20 protein-coding genes and 1 riboswitch are annotated in these 22,276 nt (G+C 73.9%); of the genes, 13 read left to right on the top strand and 7 right to left on the bottom strand.

Going from position 1 to position 22,276, the window contains the following annotated elements:
- Nucleotides 1–197: 197 nt before the first annotated feature.
- The 10 genes from ASF47_RS02895 to ASF47_RS02850 all read left to right on the top strand — a co-directional run bounded on the left by ASF47_RS02895 (nucleotide 198) and on the right by ASF47_RS02850 (nucleotide 12,297).
- Entirely contained in the window at nucleotides 198–1,991 is a 1,794-nt protein-coding gene (locus tag ASF47_RS02895; RefSeq protein WP_056862470.1) for an AMP-dependent synthetase/ligase, read from the top strand.
- Between the two features lie 715 nt (nucleotides 1,992–2,706).
- Nucleotides 2,707–3,444 (top strand): Flp pilus assembly protein CpaB, encoded by a 738-nt coding sequence (gene cpaB, locus ASF47_RS02890; protein WP_056862469.1) that lies wholly within the window; start codon nucleotides 2,707–2,709, stop codon nucleotides 3,442–3,444.
- A 4-nt stretch (nucleotides 3,445–3,448) separates the two neighbouring features.
- Nucleotides 3,449–4,642 (top strand): AAA family ATPase, encoded by a 1,194-nt coding sequence (locus ASF47_RS02885; protein WP_056862468.1) that lies wholly within the window; start codon nucleotides 3,449–3,451, stop codon nucleotides 4,640–4,642.
- Nucleotides 4,643–4,646: 4 nt separating this feature from the next.
- Nucleotides 4,647–6,233, top strand: a complete 1,587-nt coding sequence (locus ASF47_RS02880; RefSeq protein WP_082499925.1) for a CpaF family protein — start codon at nucleotides 4,647–4,649, stop codon at nucleotides 6,231–6,233.
- Nucleotides 6,233–8,248, top strand: coding sequence for a type II secretion system F family protein (locus ASF47_RS02875; RefSeq protein WP_056862467.1), 2,016 nt, complete (start codon nucleotides 6,233–6,235; stop codon nucleotides 8,246–8,248). The genes ASF47_RS02880 and ASF47_RS02875 overlap by 1 nt, the downstream gene beginning before the upstream one ends.
- Before the next feature lies 1 nt (nucleotide 8,249).
- Nucleotides 8,250–9,170 (top strand): type II secretion system F family protein, encoded by a 921-nt coding sequence (locus tag ASF47_RS02870; protein ID WP_056862466.1) that lies wholly within the window; start codon nucleotides 8,250–8,252, stop codon nucleotides 9,168–9,170.
- Between the two features lie 13 nt (nucleotides 9,171–9,183).
- On the top strand, nucleotides 9,184–10,794 hold the full coding sequence (locus ASF47_RS02865) for a sensor histidine kinase (protein ID WP_056862465.1): 1,611 nt from the start codon (nucleotides 9,184–9,186) through the stop codon (nucleotides 10,792–10,794).
- The gene (locus ASF47_RS02860) at nucleotides 10,791–11,447 is read left to right on the top strand and encodes a response regulator transcription factor (protein WP_056862464.1); all 657 of its coding nucleotides are present in this window, start codon (nucleotides 10,791–10,793) and stop codon (nucleotides 11,445–11,447) included. Before ASF47_RS02865 ends, ASF47_RS02860 begins: the two co-directional genes overlap by 4 nt.
- A gap of 175 nt (nucleotides 11,448–11,622) precedes the next feature.
- Nucleotides 11,623–11,838 carry a Flp family type IVb pilin gene (locus ASF47_RS02855; protein ID WP_056862463.1) on the top strand — a complete coding sequence of 72 codons (216 nt, stop codon included), beginning with the start codon at nucleotides 11,623–11,625 and terminating at the stop codon, nucleotides 11,836–11,838.
- A gap of 243 nt (nucleotides 11,839–12,081) precedes the next feature.
- Nucleotides 12,082–12,297 carry a Flp family type IVb pilin gene (locus ASF47_RS02850; RefSeq protein WP_056862462.1) on the top strand — a complete coding sequence of 72 codons (216 nt, stop codon included), beginning with the start codon at nucleotides 12,082–12,084 and terminating at the stop codon, nucleotides 12,295–12,297.
- A gap of 105 nt (nucleotides 12,298–12,402) precedes the next feature.
- Here the strand turns inward: ASF47_RS02850 and ASF47_RS02845 are convergent, their stop codons facing one another.
- From ASF47_RS02845 to ASF47_RS02830, 4 genes are all read right to left on the bottom strand, one after another.
- The gene (locus ASF47_RS02845) at nucleotides 12,403–13,623 is read right to left on the bottom strand and encodes a hypothetical protein (protein ID WP_156697696.1); all 1,221 of its coding nucleotides are present in this window, start codon (nucleotides 13,621–13,623) and stop codon (nucleotides 12,403–12,405) included.
- A gap of 48 nt (nucleotides 13,624–13,671) precedes the next feature.
- Nucleotides 13,672–14,670, bottom strand: coding sequence for a C40 family peptidase (locus ASF47_RS02840; protein ID WP_056862460.1), 999 nt, complete (start codon nucleotides 14,668–14,670; stop codon nucleotides 13,672–13,674).
- A gap of 12 nt (nucleotides 14,671–14,682) precedes the next feature.
- Nucleotides 14,683–14,837: riboswitch (cyclic di-AMP (ydaO/yuaA leader) on the bottom strand.
- A gap of 192 nt (nucleotides 14,838–15,029) precedes the next feature.
- A complete protein-coding gene (locus tag ASF47_RS02835) occupies nucleotides 15,030–15,236 on the bottom strand; it encodes a hypothetical protein (protein ID WP_056862459.1) in 207 nt (68 codons plus the stop codon).
- Between the two features lie 149 nt (nucleotides 15,237–15,385).
- Nucleotides 15,386–16,684 carry an NYN domain-containing protein gene (locus ASF47_RS02830; RefSeq protein WP_056862458.1) on the bottom strand — a complete coding sequence of 433 codons (1,299 nt, stop codon included), beginning with the start codon at nucleotides 16,682–16,684 and terminating at the stop codon, nucleotides 15,386–15,388.
- Nucleotides 16,685–16,862: 178 nt separating this feature from the next.
- On the opposite strand from ASF47_RS02830, the gene ASF47_RS02825 reads away from it, so the two are divergent.
- Entirely contained in the window at nucleotides 16,863–18,644 is a 1,782-nt protein-coding gene (locus ASF47_RS02825; protein WP_056862457.1) for a DEDD exonuclease domain-containing protein, read from the top strand.
- 140 nt (nucleotides 18,645–18,784) lie between these two features.
- Nucleotides 18,785–19,063: an Lrp/AsnC family transcriptional regulator gene (locus ASF47_RS02820; protein WP_056862456.1), complete on the top strand. Its 279-nt coding sequence runs from the start codon at nucleotides 18,785–18,787 to the stop codon at nucleotides 19,061–19,063.
- 16 nt (nucleotides 19,064–19,079) lie between these two features.
- Here the strand turns inward: ASF47_RS02820 and trpD are convergent, their stop codons facing one another.
- The 3 genes from trpD to ASF47_RS02805 are packed head-to-tail and all read right to left on the bottom strand — an operon-like array spanning nucleotide 19,080 to nucleotide 21,563.
- Nucleotides 19,080–20,102 carry an anthranilate phosphoribosyltransferase gene (trpD, locus tag ASF47_RS02815; RefSeq protein ID WP_056862455.1) on the bottom strand — a complete coding sequence of 341 codons (1,023 nt, stop codon included), beginning with the start codon at nucleotides 20,100–20,102 and terminating at the stop codon, nucleotides 19,080–19,082.
- A gap of 5 nt (nucleotides 20,103–20,107) precedes the next feature.
- Nucleotides 20,108–20,518, bottom strand: a complete 411-nt coding sequence (locus ASF47_RS02810) for an Rv3143 family two-component system response regulator (RefSeq protein ID WP_056862454.1) — start codon at nucleotides 20,516–20,518, stop codon at nucleotides 20,108–20,110.
- A 10-nt stretch (nucleotides 20,519–20,528) separates the two neighbouring features.
- Nucleotides 20,529–21,563 carry a cytochrome c oxidase assembly protein gene (locus ASF47_RS02805; protein ID WP_228942163.1) on the bottom strand — a complete coding sequence of 345 codons (1,035 nt, stop codon included), beginning with the start codon at nucleotides 21,561–21,563 and terminating at the stop codon, nucleotides 20,529–20,531.
- Nucleotides 21,564–21,636: 73 nt separating this feature from the next.
- On the opposite strand from ASF47_RS02805, the gene ctaE reads away from it, so the two are divergent.
- Nucleotides 21,637–22,275 (top strand): aa3-type cytochrome oxidase subunit III, encoded by a 639-nt coding sequence (ctaE, locus tag ASF47_RS02800; protein ID WP_082499923.1) that lies wholly within the window; start codon nucleotides 21,637–21,639, stop codon nucleotides 22,273–22,275.
- The last annotated feature ends 1 nt before the right edge of the window (nucleotide 22,276 follow it).

Here is a 22,276-nt window from a genome sequence, read left to right as displayed (position 1 = left end):
CGTCGACCTCGCAGGTCCGCCGCGGCGCACGCCGGTGACGGGGGCAGGTCGATTCGCGAGCGTACCGGATGCCGCGCCTGCCGCCCCCAGCGGTAACCTGCGCCGGGACCGACCTCCTCGCGGTCGCGCCCGGACGGCCGACGACCGCCCGCTCCGGATCCGCTCCGGACCCCCGCCAGCACCCCACAGGAGGCACCGTGCGTGAGTTCTCCACGCCCCTGACCATCGAGGTCCCCGCGACCGGCAACCTCACCGACGACGTCGTGCGCAACGCCGCCGAGGCCCCCGACGCGGTCGTCTTCAGCCGGCCCGCCCCCGACGGGTCGGGGTGGGCCGACGTCACCGCGGCCACGTTCCTCGCCGAGGTCCGCGGCGTCGCCAAGGGCCTGGTCGCCGCCGGGATCGAGGCCGGCGACCGCGTCGCGCTGATCTCCAAGACCCGCTACGAGTGGACGCTGCTCGACTACGCGATCTGGTTCGCCGGCGCCGTCACCGTGCCGGTCTACGAGACCTCCTCCGAGGAGCAGGTCGCCTGGATCCTGCACGACTCCGGGGCCCGCGCGGTCGTGGCGGAGACCAGCGCCCACGTCGCCCGCGTGAGCGCCGTGCGCCGCGACCTGGAGGACCTCGTCCACGTCTGGTCGATCACCGACAACGCCGTCGACGTGCTCACCCGCCTCGGCGGCGACGTCACCGACGCCGAGCTGGAGGCACGACGTACGGCGGCGACGCCGCTGGACCTGGCCACCCTGATCTACACCTCCGGCACCACCGGGCGGCCCAAGGGCTGCATGCTCACCCACGGCAACTTCATGTTCGAGCTGGGCGTGGCCGTCGACGAGCTGGAGCGGCTCTTCGAGGCCGAGGGCGCCTCGACCCTGCTCTTCCTGCCGCTGGCCCACGTCTTCGCCCGGATCATCCAGGTCGGCGCGGTCAAGTCGCGCACCCGGCTGGGCCACAGCGCCGACATCACCCACCTGCTCGACGACCTCCAGGTCTTCCGCCCCACCTTCATCCTCGCCGTGCCCCGCGTCTTCGAGAAGGTCTTCAACACCGCCTCGCAGAAGGCGGCCGCCGACGGTCGCGGCGCGATCTTCGACAAGGCCGCCGAGACCGCCATCGCCTACTCCCGCGGCCTCGACAGGGGCCGCCCGTCGCTGGCGGTCAAGGCCCGCCACGCCGTCTTCTCCCGGCTCGTCTACGCCAAGCTGCGGGCCGCCCTCGGCGGGGAGTGCACCCACGCCGTGTCGGGCGGGGCGCCGCTGGGCGAGCGGCTGGGCCACTTCTACCGCGGGATCGGCCTCACCGTGCTCGAGGGCTACGGCCTCACCGAGACCACCGCGGCGCTCACCGTCAACCTCCCCGACGCCGCCAAGATCGGCACGGTGGGTCGCCCGCTGCCCGGCACGGCCGTGCGCGTGGCCGACGACGGCGAGCTGCTCTTCCGGGGCGGCCAGGTGTTCGCCGGCTACTGGCGCAACGAGGCCGCCACCGCCGAGTCGCTCGAGCGCGACGGCTGGTTCCACACCGGCGACGTCGGCGAGGTCGACGACGAGGGCTTCGTGCGGATCACCGGGCGCAAGAAGGAGATCCTGGTGACCGCCGGCGGCAAGAACGTCGCTCCCGCGGTGCTGGAGGACCGGCTGCGGGCCCACCCCCTGGTCGACCAGTGCATCGTGGTCGGCGACGGCCAGCCCTTCATCGGCGCCCTCGTCACCCTCGACCCCGAGTCGCTGGCCGCCTGGGCCCAGACCCACGGCAAGTCCGGCGGCGTCGAGGCCCTCGTCGACGACCCCGACCTCCAGGCGGAGATCGAGGCCGGCGTCGAGGAGGCCAACAAGGCGGTCTCGAAGGCGGAGTCGATCCGCAAGTTCCGCGTGCTCACCGAGGAGTGGACCGAGGAGGGCGGCCAGCTCACCCCGAGCCTCAAGCTCAAGCGCAACGTCGTCATGCGCGAGCTGCGCGCCGAGGTGGACGCGCTCTACTCCTGACGCATCCGACCAGCGCGGCTCAGGGCCGGGGTTCCCTCCTTCCCCGGGTCTCGCCCCCCTCGGCAGCGGGCCACCGGACGCAGGACGCGTGGCCCAGCCCGTGCCGCCTCGCCCTCTACGCAATTGCGCGATCCACGCACCCGGATCACGCACGTGCGCCGTACCGACGGCACGGCTGACGCACGACGAGCATTGCGCCACTTCGACCACCAACCCGGCCCCCACCCCGCACCAGCCACGCAAAGCCCGACCCCCACTACCCCACCGCGCTCCCCACCCCGCGCAATTGCGCGATCCACGCACCCGGATCACGCACTCGCGCCGTACCGACGGCACGGCTGACGCACGACGAGCATTGCGCCACTTCGACCACCAGCCCGGCCCCCACCCCGCACCAACCACGCAAAGCCCGACACCCACTACCCCACCACGCTCCCCACCCCGCGCAATTGCGCGATCCACGCACCCGTCGGCCGAGCCCACGGCGTCCGAGGCGGCCGCGGCGCCCCAGGCGTCGCAGGGGCCCCTCGGGTCCCACCCCACGAGACGGCGGGACCTTTTGCTCAGCAGCGGTGGCGATTGACCGAAAAGCCAGATGCACCGCCGGCGCGTCCCTAGCATGAGTCGCGGAGGGGCGCCAGGGCCGGATCGGCCCGGGCGCCGGTGCACGGGGCCCGAGGGCGGTCCCGTCTGAGCCGAGGAGAGGTCACCGACGATGGACCGACGCAGGGTGCTCCTGGTGGTCGCGGCCGTGGTGGCCGCCCTGGGCACGGTGCTGGTGTTCCTCTACGTGCAGGGAGCCGACAACCGGGCCGAGGCGCAGTTCGCGACCCAGGAGGTCCTGGTCGCCAACACCCAGATCGAGCGCGGCGAGACCGTGCGCCAGGCCCTCGACAGCGGGAAGCTGTCGCGCGAGGCCGTCGCCGAGGGGCAGATCCTGCCCGGGGCGCTGAGCGAGGCCACCGACGTCGCCGACCTGGTCGCCCTCACCACGATCTACCCCGGTGAGCAGATCGTGCCGCAGAAGCTCGGGGCCACCGCGGCCGGCGAGTCGCCGCTCACCATCCCGCCGGGCAAGATCGCGGTCTCGGTCAACCTCACCGACCCCGCCCGGGTCGCCGGCTTCATCACCCCCGGCTCGGAGGTGGCCATCATCTACAACGGCACCGACCCGGCCGGCCAGCAGTTCACCCGCACGCTGATGACGCGTGCCACCGTCCTGGGCGTCGGCTCCACCACCCCGGTCAGCGTGGCCGCCGCCGCCGACGGACAGGAGGCCCCCGCGCCGGCGGAGCAGGTGCCCAACACGCTGCTCACCCTCGCCGTCGACCAGGCGCAGGCCCAGCGCATCCTGTTCGCCCAGGGCTCCGGGGAGCTGACCTTCGCGCTGCTGACCCCCGAGGCCAACCTCAAGGCCGACCCGGGCGTCACCGCCGAGAACCTCTTCGGGTGACGACGTGCCCGTAGTCGTCGACCCCGACCCCGCCGTCCTGGCCGCCCTGCTCCCGGCACTGCCCGCGGGCAGCCAGGCCCTCGACACCACCGACCGCATGGCGGCCTGGCTGGCCCAGCACCACGACGAGTACGTCGTCGTGCTCGGCCCCGGCCTCAAGCTGGTCGACGCCCTCGACGTGTGCGAGCAGCTGCGCACCTCCCGCCCCACCGTCAGCGTGGTGCTCGTGCTCGGCGAGCTCGACACCACGATGCTCACCCAGGCCATGAAGGCCGGCGCGCGCGACGTGGTGCCCGAGGGCGACCTGGAGTCGCTCACCTCGGCTGTCGCCCGCGCCCACCAGCTCTTCGTCGCCCTGCGCGGCCCCGCCGGGGCCACGCAGGTGGGCAAGGTCGTCACCGTCTTCTCCCCCAAGGGCGGCGTCGGCAAGACGACCATGGCGGTCAACCTCGCCCTGGCGCTCAACGACGGCGGCGCCCGCCGCGTCTGCCTGGTCGACCTCGACCTCGCCTTCGGCGACGTGGCGATCACCATGCAGCTCTTCCCCAGCCACTCCCTCGAGCACGCCATCGGCTCCGAGGACAGCCTCGACCTCACCCTGCTCGACGGGCTGCTCACCCGCCACCGCGACTCGCTCATGGTGCTCGCCGCGCCCGCCCACCCCGACGTGCGCGAGCGGGTCACGCCGCTGCTGGTGGCCCGCATCCTGCGCACCCTGCGCGAGGGCTTCGACTACGTCGTCGTCGACACCGCACCGTCCTTCGACGAGCAGGTCCTCACCGCGCTCGACGAGACCGACGAGTGCGTCGTCGTGGCCACCCTCGACGTGCCGACGCTGAAGAACGTCAAGGTCGCCCTGGAGACCCTCGAGATGCTCGACATCGCTCCGGGCCACCGCCACCTGCTGCTCAACCGCGCCGACGACGCCGTCGGCATCAGCGCCGAGAAGGTGGAGACCATCCTGGGCATGCCGGTCGCGGCGCAGATCGCCACCTCGATGGACATCGCGGCGGCCACCAACGCCGGCACCCCGATCGTGGTCGGCTCCCCCGACCACCAGTCCAGCACCGCGATCCTCGCCCTCGCCGCGGAGCTCGTCGGCGACGCCGACGACCGGGCCGCCACCCCGGCGACCGCGTCGACCGGTGCCTCCGCCGAGCCCACCGCCGCGAAGGCCCGCTTCCGGATCAGGAGATGACGCGATGAGCACCCTCGCCGACCGTCTCGCCGCGGCCCGCCGCGCGTCCGGATCCCCCGCCGGATCCAGCACCACGACGTCCACCGCGACCACCGAGGTCGCACCGGGGCGGACCACCGAGGAGTCCGGCGCGCCGCAGCCGGCCCGCCACCGCGGCCCGGTCGGCGCGGTGACCCCGGAGGCCAGCGTGCAGGCGGCCGCCGCGGCCGCGGCGTCGTCCGCCACGGCCGGCTCGGCCCTCACCACCCGGCGACCGGCGCCCGCCGAGCAGCCCTCGGTGGGCGCCGCTGCCCGGCGTACGCTCGCCTCGCAGCAGGGCGACCGGATCGAGGAGCTCAAGAGCAACGTCCACGTCGAGCTGCTCAAGCAGCTGGGGCCCCACCTCTACGCCTCCGACATGGACCAGGACGAGCTCGACCAGCGCGTGCGCGCCGTGCTCGCCGAGGTGCTGGGGGCCCAGGACCGCCCGCTCAGCAGCAGCGACCGCGCCCGCGTCACCCAGGAGATCAGCGACGACATCCTGGGCTACGGACCGATCGAGCCCTACCTGCGCGACCCCGACGTCTCGGAGGTCATGGTCAACGGCCACGACTCGATCTGGCTGGAGAAGGGCGGCCGGCTGGTGCCGGCCACGGCCCAGTTCGCCGACGAGGACCACCTGCGCCGCACCATCGACAAGATCGTCTCCCGCATCGGCCGGCGTGTCGACGAGTCGAGCCCGATGGTCGACGCCCGTCTGCCCGACGGCAGCCGTGTCAACGCCGTGGTGCCGCCCCTGGCCGTCGACGGCTCGGCGCTGACCATCCGCAAGTTCGCCGCCGACCCGCTCACGGTCGACGACCTCATCCGCTTCGGCTCGCTGAGCCCCCACACCGCCGACTTCCTCGACGCCTGCGTGCGCGGTCGGCTCAACGTCATCGTCTCCGGCAGCACCGGCGCCGGCAAGACGACCACGCTCAACGTGCTGTCGTCCTTCATCCCCGACGACGAGCGCATCGTCACCATCGAGGACGCCGCCGAGCTCCAGCTCAAGCAGGACCACGTCGTGCGGCTGGAGTCGCGCCCGGCCAACATCGAGGGCAAGGGCGCGGTCACGATCCGCGACCTGGTCAAGAACAGCCTGCGCATGCGCCCCGACCGCATCATCGTCGGCGAGGTCCGCGACGCCTCCGCCCTCGACATGCTCCAGGCCATGAACACCGGCCACGACGGCTCGATCTGCACCCTGCACTCCAACGGACCGCGCGACACGCTGGCCCGCATGGAGACCATGGTGCTGATGGCCGGCATGGACCTGCCCGTGCGCGCCATCCGCGAGCAGGTCGCCTCGGCGGTGGACCTGATCGTGCACCAGACCCGCTTCAAGGACGGCACCCGCCGCATCACCCACATCACCGAGGTGGAGCGCATGGAGGGCGACGTCATCACGCTGCAGGACATCTTCGTCTTCGACAACGCCATGGGCTTCGACCACGACGGCCGCACCCTGGGCCGGATGCGTCCCACCGGGCTGCGCCCCAAGTTCCTCGACAAGATGGCCTACGCCAACGTCACCGTCGACCCGGTGCTCTTCGCGACGGACCGGATCTGATGCGCCCGCACTCCCCGAGGGGGTCCGGCGCGACCACGGCGAGGTCAGGCACCCGGCGCCTGCTGCGCGCCGCCGCCCTGCTCGCGGTCGCGGCGACCCTGGGCCTGGGCGCCGCCGGCCCGGCCCTGGCCGCCGGCTCCGCCCCCGGTTCCATCGCCGGCTCCCCTGGCGCGTCCGAGGCCACGATCTCGCACGTCGAGCCCCGCGACGACGGCGCCGAGGTGCTCGTCTCGGTGCCGCCCGACAGCGACGTCGACCTCGGCGGCGTCTCGGTGACCGTCGACGGCACCGCGGTCGAGGCCACCGCCCAGCCCGCGGGCAGCACCGGCGCGGTGAGGCGCACGGCGGTGCTCGTGGTCGACACCAGCAACTCGATGGCCGGGGAGCGGTTCGCCGCGGCCCGGCAGGCCGCGCTCACCTTCCTCGACAGCGCACCCGACGACGTCCTGGTGGGGGTCGTCGCCTTCTCCGGCGAGGTCACCGCGGCGCTCGAGCCGACCCTCGACCGCGACGCCGCCCGCGAGGTCGTCGAGGGCCTGTCCCTCTCGCGCGACACCCTGCTCTACGACGGCGTCCTCGGCGGGGTGGCCATGGCCGGCGACGAGGGCCAGCGCAAGCTGCTCGTGCTCTCCGACGGCGCTGACACCTCCGACACCGACATCGACGACGTCGCCGCCGCCGTCGAGGACTCCGGCGTGCTGGTCGACGTCATCGCCCTGGAGCAGGACTCGGCCCAGGAGAGGGTGCTGCAGGCCCTCTCGCGAGCCGGCCAGGGCCGGGTCGTGGCCGCTGACAGCGACGCGCTGCGCGCCGCCTTCGCCGAGGAGGCCGACGCCCTCGACCGCCAGGTGCTGGTCAGCCTCACCGCCCCGGCCGACCTCACCGCCACCGAGGCCGAGCTGCGGATCGCCCTGCCGACACCGCAGGGCGAGGTCGTCGCCGAGGCCTTCACCACCGTCAGCGGCGCCAGCGCGGCCGCGGCCGGGAGCACCGGCCTCGACGCGTCCGTTGTCGACGACAGCGGCTGGGTCGCCCCGGCCTGGACCATGTACGCCGGCGTCGGCGCCCTCGGCGTCGGCCTGGTCGGGCTCGTCGTCCTGCTCGTGCCGCGAGCGGCCGCGCCGATGACCGCCGCCGAGCGGGTCGAGTCCTACACCGCGAGCACCTCCGGCGGCTCCCGGCTGCCGACGGTGCCGAAGGTCGACCCCGACCAGGCCCTCCGGCAGGCCAAGGACGCCGCCGGCAAGGTGCTGCGCCGCAACAAGGGGCTGGAGGCCCGCATCGCCGTGCGGCTCGACGGGGCCGGCAGCGACCTCAAGGCCGCCGAGTGGCTGCTCGTGCACACCGGCGTCGTGCTCGCGGCCGGCCTGATGGGGCTGCTGCTCGGCCAGGGCAGCCTGGTCGTCGGCCTGCTCTTCCTCGCCCTGGGCGTGCTCGGGCCCTGGATCTACCTCGGCGTCCGGCGCTCACGGCGCCGCAAGGCCTTCAACAGCGCGCTGCCCGACACGCTGCAGCTCATGTCGGGCTCGCTGTCGGCGGGGCTCTCGCTGGCGCAGTCGGTCGACACCATCGTGCGCGAGGGCGTCGACCCGGTCGCCTCGGAGTTCCGCCGCGTGCTGGTCGAGGTGCGCCTCGGGGTGAGCCTGGAGGAGGCGCTCGAGAGCGTCGCCGAGCGCTTCGAGAGCAAGGACTTCGAGTGGGTCGTCATGGCGATCCGCATCCAGCGCCAGGTCGGCGGCAACCTCGCCGAGCTGCTCGACACCGTCGCCGGCACGATGCGCGAGCGGGAGTACATGCGGCGCCAGGTCGCCGCTCTGGCCGCCGAGGGCAAGCTCTCCGCGTGGGTGCTCGGGCTGCTCCCCCCGCTGTTCGTGGTCTACCTCGTGCTCACGAACGGCGACTACGTCAAGCCGATGTTCACCGAGCCCCTGGGGTGGTTGATGCTGGGTGGCGCCGGGCTCATCCTGGGGCTGGGCGTGTTCTGGATGAGCCGGCTGATCAAGGTGGAGGTGTGAGATGACCATGGTCTTCCTGCTCGGGGTCGTGCTGGTGGCGGTCTCCCTCGTCCTCGTCGGTGCCGCCCTGCGCACCGACGCCGAGTCGGCCGGGGTCACCCGCTCCCTCGCCGTGCTCGAGGCCATGACCGACGCTCCGAAGGTCCTCACCGAGGAGATCGACCGACCCTTCGCCGAGCGGGTCCTCGACCCGCTGCGGGCCCGCGCCCTCGCTGTCGGCCGGAGGATCACCGGCGCCGACGCCGCCGAGCGGCTCCGGCGCAAGCTCGAGCTCGCCGGCAACCCCGCCGGTCTCACCGTCGACAAGGTCGTGTCGGCCAAGGTGCTCGGCGCCGTGGCCGGGCTCGTGGCGGGCGTCCTGGTCGCCCTGCTCCTCGGCGCCTCGCTCGGGGTGCTGCTGGGCGTCGGTCTCGGCGGCCTCGTGCTCGGCTTCGTCGGACCCAACCTTTACCTCTACCAGAAGACCTACGACCGCTCGGCGCAGATCCTGCGCGAGCTGCCCGACGCCATCGACCTGATGACGATCAGCGTCGAGTCGGGCCTCGGCTTCGACGCCGCGCTCCAGCAGGTCGCCCGCAACACCGAGGGTCCGCTGGCCGACGAGTTCGCCCGGGTGCTCAAGGAGATGCAGATCGGCCAGGGACGCTCGGCGGCCCTGCGCGGCCTGTCGGAGCGCACCGACGTCGACGATCTGCGATCCTTCGTCAGTGCCATGGTCCAGGCCGACTCGTTCGGCATCCCCGTCGCCCAGGTGCTGCGCGTGCAGTCCAGCGAGATGCGCGTGAAGCGCCGCCAGCGCGCGGAGGAGAAGGCCCAGCAGGTGCCGGTGAAGATCACGGTGCCGCTGATCTTCTGCATCCTGCCCTGCCTCTTCATCGCCGTCATGGGCCCGGCCGTCATCAGCATCATGGACAACTTCTAGTGGGCCGCCCCCGGTGAAGGACCTCCAGCCGCTCTCCATCAGCGCCGCCGCACGAGCCTTCGTGCTGGTGGCCCTGCTGGTCCCCGTCTCCCAGGGGCGAGGGTCGGCTGCCGCCTACGCCCTGGTCGTGGCCGGGCTGGCCTGGCTCCTGGCGAGCCTGGCCGAGCGGCGCAGCGACAGGTCGTCGCTGCCGCTGCTGGTGGCCGAGGCGCTGGCGGTGGGCGTGGCCGCCGGGTACGGCCTGCCGGGCACGATCGCGATCCTCGGCACCCTCGCCGTGCCGCCCTTCGTCGCCGGGTTGAGCCGAGGATTCGCCGGCACCGGGGTGGCCCTGAGCGTCGAGCTGGCGGCCCTCCTGGCCGCTGTCGAGCTCGTCCACGACGGCGCGAGCGGCGAGCAGGCCTTCAGCATCGTCACCTGGACCATCACCGGCCTCGGCCTCGGCCTGATCGCCACCTTCCTGCGCTCCTCCATCGCCCGCACCAACGACCCCCTCGAGCCCTACCGCTTCGCCCAGGAGCTGCTGCGACAGCTCATCGACCTCAGCGGCGGCTTCAGCTCCGGCCTCGACCCCAACGCCCTGGGCGGGGCCATCCTCAGCGGAGTGCGCGACGAGATCCCCACCTCGACCCTGGTGCTCTACGTGCCCCGCGGCGACGGCCTCACCCCGCTGCTCACCCGCTCGCTCGAGGGTGAGGACCTCGGCGACAGCGAGCTGCGCGCCGAGCGCTCGTGGGCCGGAGCGGCCATCCTGGTGGAGGGCCGCTCCTTCGCCTTCCCGCTCTCCACCGGCGCCGGCGTCGCCGGCATCGTGGCCGGCACTCTCTCGGAGCGGCTCGACCCGGTGCCGCTCGACCTGCGCGACCGCCTGGTGGGCCTGGCCCGCGGGCTCGGCCCCAGCGCGGTGCACCTCGACACCGCCCTGCTCTTCGCCTCCTTCCGCGACGCCGCCACCGCCGACGAGCGCCGCCGGCTCTCCCGCGAGATGCACGACGGGGTGGCCCAGGAGATCGCCTCCCTCGGCTACGTCGTCGACGCCCTGGCCGCCCGGCCCGCCGACCCCCAGCAGGCCGAGCGGATCGAGATGCTGCGCGAGCGGATCAGCGCGATCGTCGCCGACGTGCGCCGCTCGGTCATCAACCTGCGCACCACGGTCGGCGAGAGCGAGAGCCTCGGCGCCGCGATCGGGGCGATCGCGCGCAACCTCAGCGAGGTCTCGGGCCTGGCCATCGAGGTCACCCTCGACGAGCACACCGGCCGGCTGCGCCCGGAGGTCGAGGCCGAGCTCTTCCGGATCACCCAGGAGGCCGTCAACAACGCGGTCAAGCACGCCCGCTGCACCACCGTGCGCGTGCACTGCCAGGTCCACCCGCCGCGGGCGTCGATCAGCGTGGTCGACGACGGCCGCGGCCTCGGCGAGCCCCGCACCGACTCCTTCGGCCTCGGCATCATGCGCGAGCGCGCCCGCCTGGTGGGGGCCGACCTCACCGTCGAGGACCTCCCCGGCGGCGGCGTCGGCGTGCGGGTGAGCCTCGGCGACCGGCCGGCGCCGCAGGACTCGTCCCAGCCCTCGGGCCCGGCGGCAGACAGCCAGCCCGTGAGCACCACTACAGTGAGGGCATGACCGACCAGCCGATCCGTGTCCTGCTGGTGGACGACCACGAGCTCATCCGCACCGGACTCTCCGGTGTCTTCGAGCTCGAGGCCGACATGACCATCGCCGGGGTGGCCGCCACGGTCAGCGAGGCCATCGCCTCCTTCGACACCCTGGCGCCCGACGTGGTGGTCACCGACCTCCAGCTGCAGGACGGCACCGGCCTCGACGTCGTGCGCGCGGTGCGCAAGCAGAGCACCACCGTCGGGCTTGTCGTGCTGACCATGCACTCCGGCGACGACCAGATCTTCGCCGCCATGGAGGCCGGCGCCTCGGGCTTCGTCGGCAAGGACGCCCCCTCGGCCGAGGTCATCCGCGCCGCGCGACACGCCAAGGTCTCCCCGCGGTCCTTCGTCTGCACCGGTCTGGTCGGGGCCATGATGCGCCGCACGGCCGCGGAGTCGACCCGGCTCACCGACCGCGAGCACGAGGTGCTGCTGCTGCTCGCCGACGGCCTGGGAGCCGCCGCAATCGGCGACAAGCTCTACCTCAGCGAGTCGACCGCCAAGTCCCACATCGCGCGGATCTACCAGAAGCTCGGCGCCGCCAACCGCGCCCAGGCCCTTGTCACCGCCATGCGGATCGGCCTGCTGTCGAGCATCGCCCCGGGCGGACGCTCCTGAGGCTCCGCCGACCGGGCCATGGGCCCGCGGCGGGCGGTGCCGGGGGGTAGTCCGAAGGGACTACCTGGGTCGGAGCGGTGGGCCGATCCGGCGGTGGGCGATCCCTAGCAGGATCAGTGGTGTGAGGTCCCCCGACCTCGATTTCAGATCCACGGACCACATGGGAGCCCCAATCATGATCACCTACCTGAGCATCCTGCTCAACGCCCTGCGCCCCGAGCGCGACGACGAGCGCGGCGCCTCCGCCGTCGAGTACGGCCTGCTCATCGCCGGCATCGCGGCTCTCATCGTGGTCGTCGCCCTCGCCTTCGGCGACAACCTGCGCGACATCTTCACCAGCACCTGCGACAGCGTCAACGGTGCCGAGGCCGGCTGCGCCACCGACGGCTGAGCACGACCCCGACAGGGGAGGGACCTGCAGCCCCCGCCGACCGCGACACGTGGTCGACGGGGGCTGCAGCACTTCCAGAGCCGACCGCCTTGCCAGGCCTCGCTGGTAAGAGGGGCCTCGTAGCCCAAAGGAACTACACGAAGCCGGGCGGGCAGCCGATTCGCCGGTGACCGGACTCCGCGAGGATCGAGTCATGAGGCCCCTCACCTCATCGCACCTCCACGGACCACCTAGGGAGCCCCTATGATCGCCTACCTGAGCATCGTCCTCGCCGTACTCCTGCCTGAGCGCGACGACGAGCGAGGCGCCTCCGCCGTCGAGTACGGCCTGCTCATCGCCGGCATCGCCGCCCTCATCGTCGTCGTCGCCCTAGCCTTCGGCGACAACCTCCGCGACATCTTCACCGAGACCTGCGACACCGTGAACGGTGCCGAGGCCGGCTGCGTCACCGACGGCTGAGCACCATCCGCACGAGCACGACCCCGTCAGGGGAGGGACTAGCAGCCCCCGGCGACCACAGCGGTGGTCGACGGGGGCTGCTCCGCGTCCGACGACGTCCCGTTGTCAGCCGGGGGCGTCGGCGAGGGCCCGCAGCTCGCCCCGCCAGTCCCGCGTCAGGCGCCCGACGCTGAGGCCCGACACCCGCCGCAGGGTCGCGCCGAGGTCCTCGCCGCGGCCGGTGGCCTCGTAGAGCCGCACGAGCGCCTGCTGCCCGGCCCGCTCCGCGACGACGCGGCAGGCCAGCCAGGCGCTCTCGTAGGTCGCCCCCAGGTGGGTCTGCGCGACGTCGAAGTCGTCGGTGCCGGGCAGGGCCGCGGGCAGGCCCTCGCGCCGCACCCGGGCGATGGCCTGCGCCGCGGTCGTGGAGAGGGGCAGGTCGACGTCGCGCAGGGCGACGTAGTCGGCGAAGCCCTCCACCAGCCAGAGCGGTGCCCGGCTGGTGGGGGCGTCGGTGACCGCGTGGGTGGCCTCGTGGCTCATCACCACCTGGGCGCCGGTCGGGCGCAGTCCCGACATCTCCTCGGGGTTGACGAAGACGTGCAGCGGGCCGTCCGGCTCGTCACGGCCGTCGACGGGGGCGGTCACCGCGGCGACGCCGGCGTAGGTGCCGGCGGGCACGTCGAGGAGCGCGTCGAGCTGGTCGGCGCTGGCGGGCACCTCGACCACCAGGCGGGTGCGGTCGGCGGGCACCACGCGCGCGACCACCGGCACGGCGCGGCGCGCCAGGGCGGCGTACTCGCGCAGCTCGGCGGCGTCGCCGGCGACCATCACCAGCGTGTCGGGGGTGCGGGCCACCCGCAGCGGCTCGGCGAGCCACAGCGGTGTGCGCAGGCCCCCTCCCCCGGCCGAGACGAGGGCGACGCGGTCGGGCTCGGCCCGCAGCGTGAACGCCACCTCGGTGCGGGCGGGCGCCGGGTCGAAGCCGCGCAGGCGCCAGGTCACCTCGACCGCCGCCGACCAGGTGCCGGCCGCGTCGACGGCGCTCGCCTGCTCGACGTAGCGCAGCGTCACGCCGGTGAGCCGCAGGTCGGCCGCGTTGTCGACCGCGGCCCGCAGGCGCTCCGCCGCGGCCGGGTCGTCGCCGGGGGCCAGGGCGGCCGCCGCCGCGACGTCGCCGCTCGCGATCGCCCGCTGCAGCCGCTGCAGCGCGGCCGTGGCCAGGCCGGGCTCGGCCTCCCCCGCCGCGGCCGGGTCGGAGCCGGCCGGTGCGACGTAGGGCGAGTCGACGACCCGCCACACCACGAGCCCGGCGAGCACCAGCACGCACAGCGAAAGGCCGGCCACCCACGTGCGTGGGCGACCGGCCTTCGAGGTCGGGGCGTCGGTCAGGGCTCAGCCCGGGCGGACGGCGCCGACGTAGGGCATCGACATCACCGGGGCGGTGGTGACACCGCTGCCGGGGTTGGCGGCGTGCACGATCATGCCGTTGCCGATGTACATGCCCACGTGGCTGATGGGGCTGTAGTAGAAGACCAGGTCGCCGGGCTGGAGGTCGCTGGAGCTGACCTGCGGACCGGAGGAGAACTGGGCGCTCGAGCTGTGCGGCAGGGAGACGCCCGCCTGGGCCCAGGCCATCATGGTGAGGCCCGAGCAGTCGAAGGCCGACGGACCGGCGGCGCCGTAGATGTAGGCGTCGCCGACCTGGGCGAGGGCGTACTGCACCGCGGCGGCGGCGCGCCCCGAGGCCGGCACGCTGGTGGGCGCGGGTGCGGCCGTGCGGGCCGAGCTGTCGCGCGAGACGACGGCCTCGCGGGCCTCGGTCTCGAGGCGGTCGAGCAGCGACTCGGCCTCGGCGAGCTTGTCGTCGATGGTCGCCTTCTCCTCGGCGAGCTGCTCCTTGGTCTCCGCGACGTCGGCGGCGCGCTGCGCGACGGCCTGCGCCCGGATGTCGAGGGCCTTGGTCTCGAGGGTGTAGCTGTCGAAGAGCTCGTCCTGCACGGAGTCGAAGGACGACATCGTGGTCATCTGGGCCAGGAAGGCGCTGGGGTCGTCGGAGACGACGACCTGGCCGACGGCGGAGATGCTCTCGCCCTCGTACTGGCGCACGACGGAGTCGCGGACCTGCTCGCGCACGGCGTCGAGTCGGGCGTCCTGGCGGTCCTCGTCGGCGTTGAGCGCCGCCAGGTCCTTCTGCAGGTCGGCCAGCTCGATGCGGGCGTCGTTGAAGCGCTCCGAGGCCTGCTCGGCCTCGTGGTAGAGACGGTCGACGCGTGCCTCGACGTCGTCGATGTCTGGCTCGGCCTGGGCCGGCGAGGTGGGGATGAGCCCGATCGCACCCACGAGGGTGAGTCCGACGAGGGCGGTGCTGAGTCGTTTCCGGCCGTGCTGCACGAGCGGACGGTCTCCCTTGCTGTCGTACGCCTACCGGGTGAGCTGACGGATTCGGGCACGACTCGCCCTACGCCCGCTCCTCGCACCGGTGGGTGCGCCTCGCGGGAGATTCACCCCAGAAGAGTTGGTTCCCCGGCTCCGGCGCCGCCAGGCGGCGTCGGACTCAGCGTGGTGCCCGCGCGAACCGGATGGTCCACTGCCACGGGCACCTGAGCACGCGAGGTTAGTCGCCTCACCCCGGCGGACAAAACCCGCCCGCCGGATCGCCCCGGCGCGTCGGGCGCCTTCACGCAATCTTTACCCCCGCCAGCCCCTCGGGTCCCAGTGACCACAGGAGTCACACCGGGCGCGGGGGTGCGTCACGCGGACTCGGCGCCCGGGGTGTCGACCGCCCGCACCAGCCGCAGCGGCGGCACCAGGCCGCCGGCGGCGAGCACCTCCAGCGCGGCCGCCTCGTCGTCGTCGAAGGTCAGCTCGGGCGGCGGCCCGAGCAGCACGGTGACCACGCAGTCGTGGCAGGCCAGGCCCCGGACCACGCAGCTGTCGCAGTCGATTCTCGTCGTCATGGGCGAGACGCTCGCAGGCGCCACCGACAGTCCCGCGCCGCACCGGGCGGGAGCGCGCGTCGCAGGGGCCGGGCCCGTGGGCCGGCGGCGCGGTGGGCGGTTGGTCGGCCCGGCGTCGGCCCGGTGTCCGCTCGGCGTCGGACCCGGCGTCAGACCCGGCCCAGCAGCCCCGCGAGCGCGTGGACGCCGACGACGCGCGCTCCGGAGCGGGTGACGTCGGCGCGCAGGCCGCGGTCGTCGGTGACCACGAGCACCGTGCGGCCGGCGGGCTCGGCCGCCACGAGATCGCGCAGCACGTCGTCGGCGATCACCCCGGGCGGGCTGAAGAGCACCTTGACCCCGCGGGGCGGGCTGACGGGGGGCCGGTGCTCGGAGTCGGCGGCGTCGAAGACCACCGTGGTCTCGGCCCCCGTGCGCGCGACCAGCGGCGCCAGGGCGGCCAGCAGCCGGATCCGCTGGGCCTCGAGCGACGAGCCGCCCCACACGCCCTTGCTGACGTTGTAGCCGTCGACGAGCAGCCGTCCGTGGGGCAGGGCGAGCAGCTGCTCGAGCACCGCCGGGCTCACGGTGTCGGCGACGCCGCCGGGGGTGCGGGGTCCGCGCTCCGCCGCCACCTCGGCCTCGACCCGGTCGGCCGGGCTGCCGCTCACCGGCGGCAGGGCCAGCTCGCGGCGCAGCCCCGCGGCGGCATCGATGACCGAGTCGAGCAGCAGACGGGCGCGCAGGCTGACCTCGTCGCGCTCGCTGCGGGCCGCGCGGCGCTCGGTGCGGCTGGTCGCCTCGAGCCGCTCGACCTGCGCCTGCAGCCGTCGTACGCCGCTCCGCTCGGCCGCCAGTGCGTCCTCGGCGGCCCGGCGGGCCCGGGTCTGCTCGTTGAGCTCGCCTCGGAGCCCGTCGAGGACCGCGTCGTCGACCGCCTGGTCGCCGCGGCGCGCCTCGGCCAGCCGGCGCCGCAGGCCCGCCACCTCGGCCTTGTAGTCCTCGACCTGCTGGCGGTGCAGGGCGCGTTGCTCGCGCAGGGCCTGCTCGGCCGCCTCGGCGCGGCGTCGCCACCGCGACTCCTGCTCGGCCTCCTGCTGTGCGGCCCGGGCCGCGGTCAGGTCGACCGCGGCGGCGACCGGCTCCTGCCAGCCGTCGGGGCGCACCAGCCAGGCCAGCGCGGCCGCCTCGACCGGGTCGTCCAGCCGCGCCAGGTCGGCGAGGGTCGACGACCGTCGAGCGGCGACCTGCACCGCCACCCGCTCGCGCAGGCGCTGGTCGCCCAGCGCTGCGGCGAGGGCGGTCGCACCGAGGCGCGCGCGCCGGGACGGCGTGAAGGCCGCGACCCGTCGCAGCGACGGCGGCAGCGCGGCCACGTCGGGCAGCACCTCGGCGCTCAGCGCCACCACCCGGGCGCGCACCGGCTCGGGGAGGTCCCCGAGGTCGGAGGGGGCGGCCGGGTCGGACATGGAGGGGCACCTCGCGGGGAAGTCGGGTCGGGCGGGTCGGGACGGGCGGCTCGGGGCGGGCACCGCGCGGTGGGCCCACAGCACCCGGGGCACGACCCGGACCGCGCCCCTGCGGACCGCCAGCCTATGCCGCGCGTCGCCACCGGACTGTCGGTGCGCCGCTCTAGCGTCGCCCACCATGAGCAGCAGCACGCGAGAGGCGCCCTCGCCCTGGGAGGCCCAGCGCAGCTTCGACGAGCTCGGGCGCCCCCTGCGCGACCTGACCTTCTGCGTGGTCGACCTCGAGACCACCGGGGGCTCGGCCGCGGGTGGCTCGATGATCACCGAGATCGGCGCGGTCAAGGTCCGTGGCGGCGAGGTCCTCGGCGAGTTCCAGACCCTGGTCGACCCCCGCGGCGAGATCCCGCCGTTCATCGCCGTGCTCACCGGCATCACCAACGGCATGGTCGCGGGCGCACCGCCGATCGAGTCGGCGCTCCCGGCCTTCCTGGAGTTCGCCGCGGGCTGCGTGCTCGTCGCCCACAACGCCCCCTTCGACGTCGGCTTCCTCAAGCACTTCGCCGCGGAGCAGCAGCGGCCGTGGCCGCGCTTCGAGGTGCTCGACACCGCGCGGCTGGCCCGCCGCGTCATCACCCGCGACGACGCTCCCAACTGCAAGCTCTCCTCGCTGGCGGCCCTCTTCGGCGCCACCACGACCCCCAACCACCGCGCCCTGTCCGACGCCCGCGCCACCGTCGACGTGCTGCACGGCCTCATGGAGCGGCTGGGGGGCCTCGGCGTGCACACCCTGGAGGAGCTGCAGACCTTCTCGGCCCGGGTGAGCACCGCCCAGCGCAAGAAGCGCCACCTCGCCGAGGGCCTCCCCCACGCCCCGGGGGTCTACCTCTTCCGCGACGACCGCTCGCGGGTGCTCTACGTCGGCACCTCGCAGGACCTGCGCACCCGCGTCCGGTCGTACTTCACGGCCTCCGAGACCCGCTCGCGCATGGGCGAGATGGTCGGGCTGGCCGCCACGGTCACCGGCATCGAGTGCGCGACGCCGCTGGAGGCCCAGGTGCGCGAGCTGCGGCTCATCGCCGAGCACGAGCCGCGCTACAACCGCCGCTCGCGCAACTCGCGCAAGGTGCACTTCGTCAAGCTCACCCGCGAGACCTGGCCGCGGCTGTCGCTGGTGACCCGGGTGCTCGACGACGACGCCGACTACCTCGGCCCCTTCGGCTCGCGCCGCGCCGCCGACAAGGCCCTCGCCGCGCTGCACGACACCTTCCCGGTGCGCCAGTGCTCGGGCCGCCTGCCGCGGCGCCCCTCCCGCAGCGCCTGCGTGCTGGCCGAGATGGGCCGCTGCCTCTCCCCCTGCGACGGCAGCGTCGACGAGCAGACCTACGCCGCGATGGTGCGCCGGCTCAGCGACACCCTGCTGCGCCGCCCCGACGAGGTCGTGGAGTCGATCAACCACCGCATGGAGGCGCTGGCCTCCGACGACCGGTTCGAGGAGGCAGGGGTGCACCGCGACCGCCTGGCCGCCTTCGTGCGCGCCGCGTCACGCACCCAGCGCCTCTCCGCGCTCAGTGGCTGCCCCGAGCTGGTGGCCTGCCGCCGCGAGGACGACGGCCGCTGGGCGGTGCACGTCGTGCGCCGGGGGCGCCTGGCCGCCGCCGGGGTGATCCCCACCGGCGCCGACGCCCACCAGTACGTCGCGGAGCTGCGCGCGAGCGCCGAGACCGTGGCCGCCGCGCCGGGGCCGGTGCCCGCGGCCACCGCCGAGGAGAGCGAGAAGATCCTGCGGTGGCTGGAGTCCCCCGGCGTGCGCCTGGTCGACGTCGAGGGCGAGTGGGTCTGCCCGGTGGCCGGGGCGACCCGCCACCTGGCCGTCCACGACGCGGTCGCCGAGTCGCGCCGCACCCTCGTGCCCTTCGAGGACCGCCGCGACCTCGCGCCCGTGCACCGCCCGGCGCGCTGAGCCCACCCCGGCCCACGGCCCCGCCCACCCCGGCGCCCCGACCCCGGCGCCCCCACCCCGGCGCCCCGACCCCGCCGCCCCCACCCCGGCCCGGGTCCGGTCGCGCGGGCTCGCGGCCCGCCGGGTCTAGGCTGGCCCGCATGCTGACTGCGATCGTCTTCGTCAAGGCCGACGTGGCCCGGATCCCCGAGGTCGCCGAGGGCATCGCCGCCCTCGAGGGCGTCTCGGAGGTCTACTCCGTCACCGGTCAGATCGACCTGATCGCGCTCATCCGGGTGCGCCACCACGACGAGGTCGCCGCGGTGGTGGCCGACCGGCTCAACAAGGTCCCGGGCGTGCAGTCCACGGAGACCCACATCGCCTTCCGGGCCTACTCCCGCCACGACCTGGAGTCGGCGTTCTCCCTCGGCCTCGACTGAGCCGCGGTCGGGCCCCTCAGGCGGAGGCGGCCACCCAGCGGGCGAGCAGGTCCTGGGCGGCCCCGGTGTCGACGGCCTCGGCGGCACGCGCGATGCCGGCGGCCAGGGCCTCGTCGACGGGCTGCCCCGGCGCTGCGTGCACCGCGAGGGCGGCGCCGGCGTTGAGCAGCACGGCGTCGCGCACCGGCCCGCGCTCACCGGCGAGCAGCCGCCGCACCACCTCGGCGTTGTAGGCGGGATCGCCCCCCGCGAGGTCGGCGGTCGTCGCCGCCGCGAGACCGTGGGCCCGCGGGTCGACCGAGGTGCGGGTGACCTCCCCGGCGTGCACGACCCACAGCGAGGACGTGGTGGTGGTGGTGAGCTCGTCGAGGCCGTCGTCACCGCGGAACACCCAGGCGTCGACCCCGCGGGCGGCGAACACGCCGGCCATGACCGGGGCGACGGCGGCGTCGGCGCACCCGACGGCCTGGGCCGCGGGGCGCGTGGGGTTGGTGAGGGGGCCGAGGAAGTTGAAGGTGGTGCCGACGCCCAGCTCGCGACGGGCCACGGCGGCGTGACGCATGGCCGGGTGGAAGGCGGCCGAGAAGCAGAAGGTGATGCCGACGCTGCCGGCCAGCTCCGCCACCCGAGCGGCGGAGAGGTCGAGGCGCACCCCGAGCGCCTCCAGCACGTCGGCGGAGCCGGACTTGGAGGAGGCCGAGCGGTTGCCGTGCTTGACCACGCGGGCGCCGGCGCCCGCGGCGACGATCGCCGACATCGTGGAGATGTTGACCGACATCGAGCGGTCCCCGCCGGTGCCGACGATGTCGAGCAGGCGACCCTCGACCGAGATGGGGGTGGCGCGCGCGCTCATCGCCTCGACGAGGCCGAGCATCTCCTCGATCGTCTCGCCCTTGGCGCGCAGCGCCACGGCGAAGCCCGCGATCTGCACCGGCGTGGCGTTGCCCTCGAGGATCTCTGCCATCGCCCAGGCGGTCTGCTCCGCGCTCAGGTCGCGGCGCGCGACGAGGTCGCCGAGGACGTCGGGCCAGGTGACCACGGCGCTCAGGTCGCCGCGGGCGCGCGGTCGCGCAGCAGCGTGACGACGGTCTCGGCGAGCTGGAGGGGGTCGATGGGGTGGGGCACGGCCGCCTCGGCCCGTGACCAGGTGGCCAGCCACGCGTCCTGCGGGCGGCCGGTGAGCACGATCACGGGCGGGCAGTGGTAGATCTCGTCCTTGAGCTGCTTGGCGATGCCCATGCCGCCGGCGGGCACGGCCTCGCCGTCGAGCACCGCGAGGTCGATCAGCCCGGAGTCCATGTGCTGCACGACGACCGGCTCGGTGGCGACCTCGACGTACTCCAGCTCGGGGAGGTCGGGGTGGGGGCGCCGGCCGAGGGCCAGGATCACCTGCTGGCGCGTGTGCACGTCGTCGCTGTAGACGAGCACCTTCAGGGCGGTCTTCGGGCTGGTCACGGGCGCGATGCTACCTCTCGGGATCGCGGCCGGGCGGCGGGGTGGCGGCGCTCCCCGCGCCGGCGACGGCCGCCGAGCGGGCCTCGCGTGCCTCCATCAGGTCGAGGCGACGGTCCTCGCGCGTGGCCTCCTTCATCGACGAGCGCACCCACTGGGTGAAGAGCACGCCGAAGAAGACCAGGGCGATGAGGTCGCCGGTGCCCCACAGGATCCCGCCCGCGAGGTGCTGGTCGTCCATCGGGTCGGGGAGCCAGGCGCCCATCGGGCCCTCGGAGAGCCGGGGGTACCAGTCGCCGCCGAGCAGGGTCTCCTGGCCCATGATCGTGACCCCGAGGAAGGCGTGGAAGGGCAGCGTCAGCACCGTGAGCAGGACCCGGAAGGGGTAGCCCACCCGTCCCGGCACCGGGTCGATGCCCATGAGGGGCCAGAAGAAGAGGGCGCCGACCATCACCAGGTGCACGTGCATCATCTCGTGGACCCACACCGACTCCAGCGAGGCGCGGTACCACCCGGAGAAGTAGAGCGCCCACGGCGAGACGATGTAGAGGGTGAAGGTGAGCGGGGGGAAGGACAGCACCCGCCCGACCCGCGAGTGGAGCACGGCGAGGAGCCAACGGCGGGGGGTCGCGGGGAGCGTGCGCAGCGCGAGCGTGACCGGCGCCCCCAGGGCGAGCGCCAGCGGCACGAGCATCGACAGCGCCATGTGCTGCACCATGTGCACGCTCAGCAGCGTGGTGTCGTAGGCCGCCAGCCCCGAGGCCGTCGCGACGTAGAAGGTGCCCATGCCGAGCACCACGAAGGAGACGGTCCGGCCCACCGGCCAGTGGTCCCCCCGGCGGTGCATCGCGCGCACGCCGAGCAGGTAGAGCCCGACGACCCACACGGTGCCGATCGTGGGCACCGGGGCCAGCGACCACTGGCTGAAGAAGGCGCCGAGGTCGAAGGGCGGCAGGGTCAGGTCGGAGGTCCAGGCCGTGCCCGCGGACACCGCCGGAAGACCTCCGGTGGAGGCGGGCAGGAGCGACGACAGCGCGGCAGGATCCACGCGCTCCACGATAGGACGACTCTCATGAGGGGGTCGGGGTGGCCTCAGCCCGGGCTCAGGACATAATGCTCAGGTGGCGACAGCAGCAACTATCCCTGCATCCCGTCTGCACGGGCACCATGACCGACCGAGCATGGTCAGCGTCGGGACAATCATCTGGCTTTCGAGCGAGCTGATGTTCTTCGCGGCCCTGTTCGCGTCGTACTTCACGATCCGCGCGGTGAGCCCGGAACTGTGGGCCGAGAACACGGCGGTCCTCGACGTGCCGTTCGCCTCGGTGAACACCACGATCCTGGTCCTCTCCTCGCTGACCTGCCAGCTCGGCGTCTTCGCCGCGGAGCGGGGCCAGGTGGGCCGTGCCGGCTCCCTGCTCCAGTTCCGCACGTGGGGTCTGCGCGAGTGGTTCTTCCTCACCTACGTGATGGGCGCGATCTTCGTCGGCGGGCAGGCGGTGGAGTACGCCAACCTGGTCCAGGAGGGCATCACCATCCAGGACTCGGCGTACGGCTCGATGTTCTACCTCACCACCGGCTTCCACGGGATCCACGTGACCGGCGGACTGATCGCGTTCCTCCTCGTCCTCGGTCGCACCTACCTGGCCAGGCGGTTCACCCACGAGCAGGCGGTCAGCGCGATCGTCGTCTCCTACTACTGGCACTTCGTCGACGTGGTCTGGATCGGTCTGTTCGCCACGATCTACCTGGTGAAGTGAC

Source organism: Nocardioides sp. Leaf285 (genome assembly GCF_001422955.1).
Classification (GTDB): domain Bacteria; phylum Actinomycetota; class Actinomycetes; order Propionibacteriales; family Nocardioidaceae; genus Nocardioides; species Nocardioides kribbensis.
The sequence above is the reverse complement of the archived record's forward strand: the minus strand, read 5'-3'. Positions and strand labels throughout refer to the sequence as shown.

Coding starts and splice junctions, on each gene's coding strand:
- cpaB (WP_056862469.1), top strand. CDS start 2,707: ATGGACCGACGCAGGGTGCTCCTGGTGGTCGCGGCCGTGGTGGCCGCC.
- ASF47_RS02880 (WP_082499925.1), top strand. CDS start 4,647: ATGAGCACCCTCGCCGACCGTCTCGCCGCGGCCCGCCGCGCGTCCGGA.
- ASF47_RS02875 (WP_056862467.1), top strand. CDS start 6,233: ATGCGCCCGCACTCCCCGAGGGGGTCCGGCGCGACCACGGCGAGGTCA.
- ASF47_RS02870 (WP_056862466.1), top strand. CDS start 8,250: ATGACCATGGTCTTCCTGCTCGGGGTCGTGCTGGTGGCGGTCTCCCTC.
- ASF47_RS02860 (WP_056862464.1), top strand. CDS start 10,791: ATGACCGACCAGCCGATCCGTGTCCTGCTGGTGGACGACCACGAGCTC.
- ASF47_RS02855 (WP_056862463.1), top strand. CDS start 11,623: ATGATCACCTACCTGAGCATCCTGCTCAACGCCCTGCGCCCCGAGCGC.
- ASF47_RS02850 (WP_056862462.1), top strand. CDS start 12,082: ATGATCGCCTACCTGAGCATCGTCCTCGCCGTACTCCTGCCTGAGCGC.
- ASF47_RS02835 (WP_056862459.1), bottom strand. CDS start 15,236: ATGACGACGAGAATCGACTGCGACAGCTGCGTGGTCCGGGGCCTGGCC.
- ASF47_RS02830 (WP_056862458.1), bottom strand. CDS start 16,684: ATGTCCGACCCGGCCGCCCCCTCCGACCTCGGGGACCTCCCCGAGCCG.
- ASF47_RS02825 (WP_056862457.1), top strand. CDS start 16,863: ATGAGCAGCAGCACGCGAGAGGCGCCCTCGCCCTGGGAGGCCCAGCGC.
- ASF47_RS02820 (WP_056862456.1), top strand. CDS start 18,785: ATGCTGACTGCGATCGTCTTCGTCAAGGCCGACGTGGCCCGGATCCCC.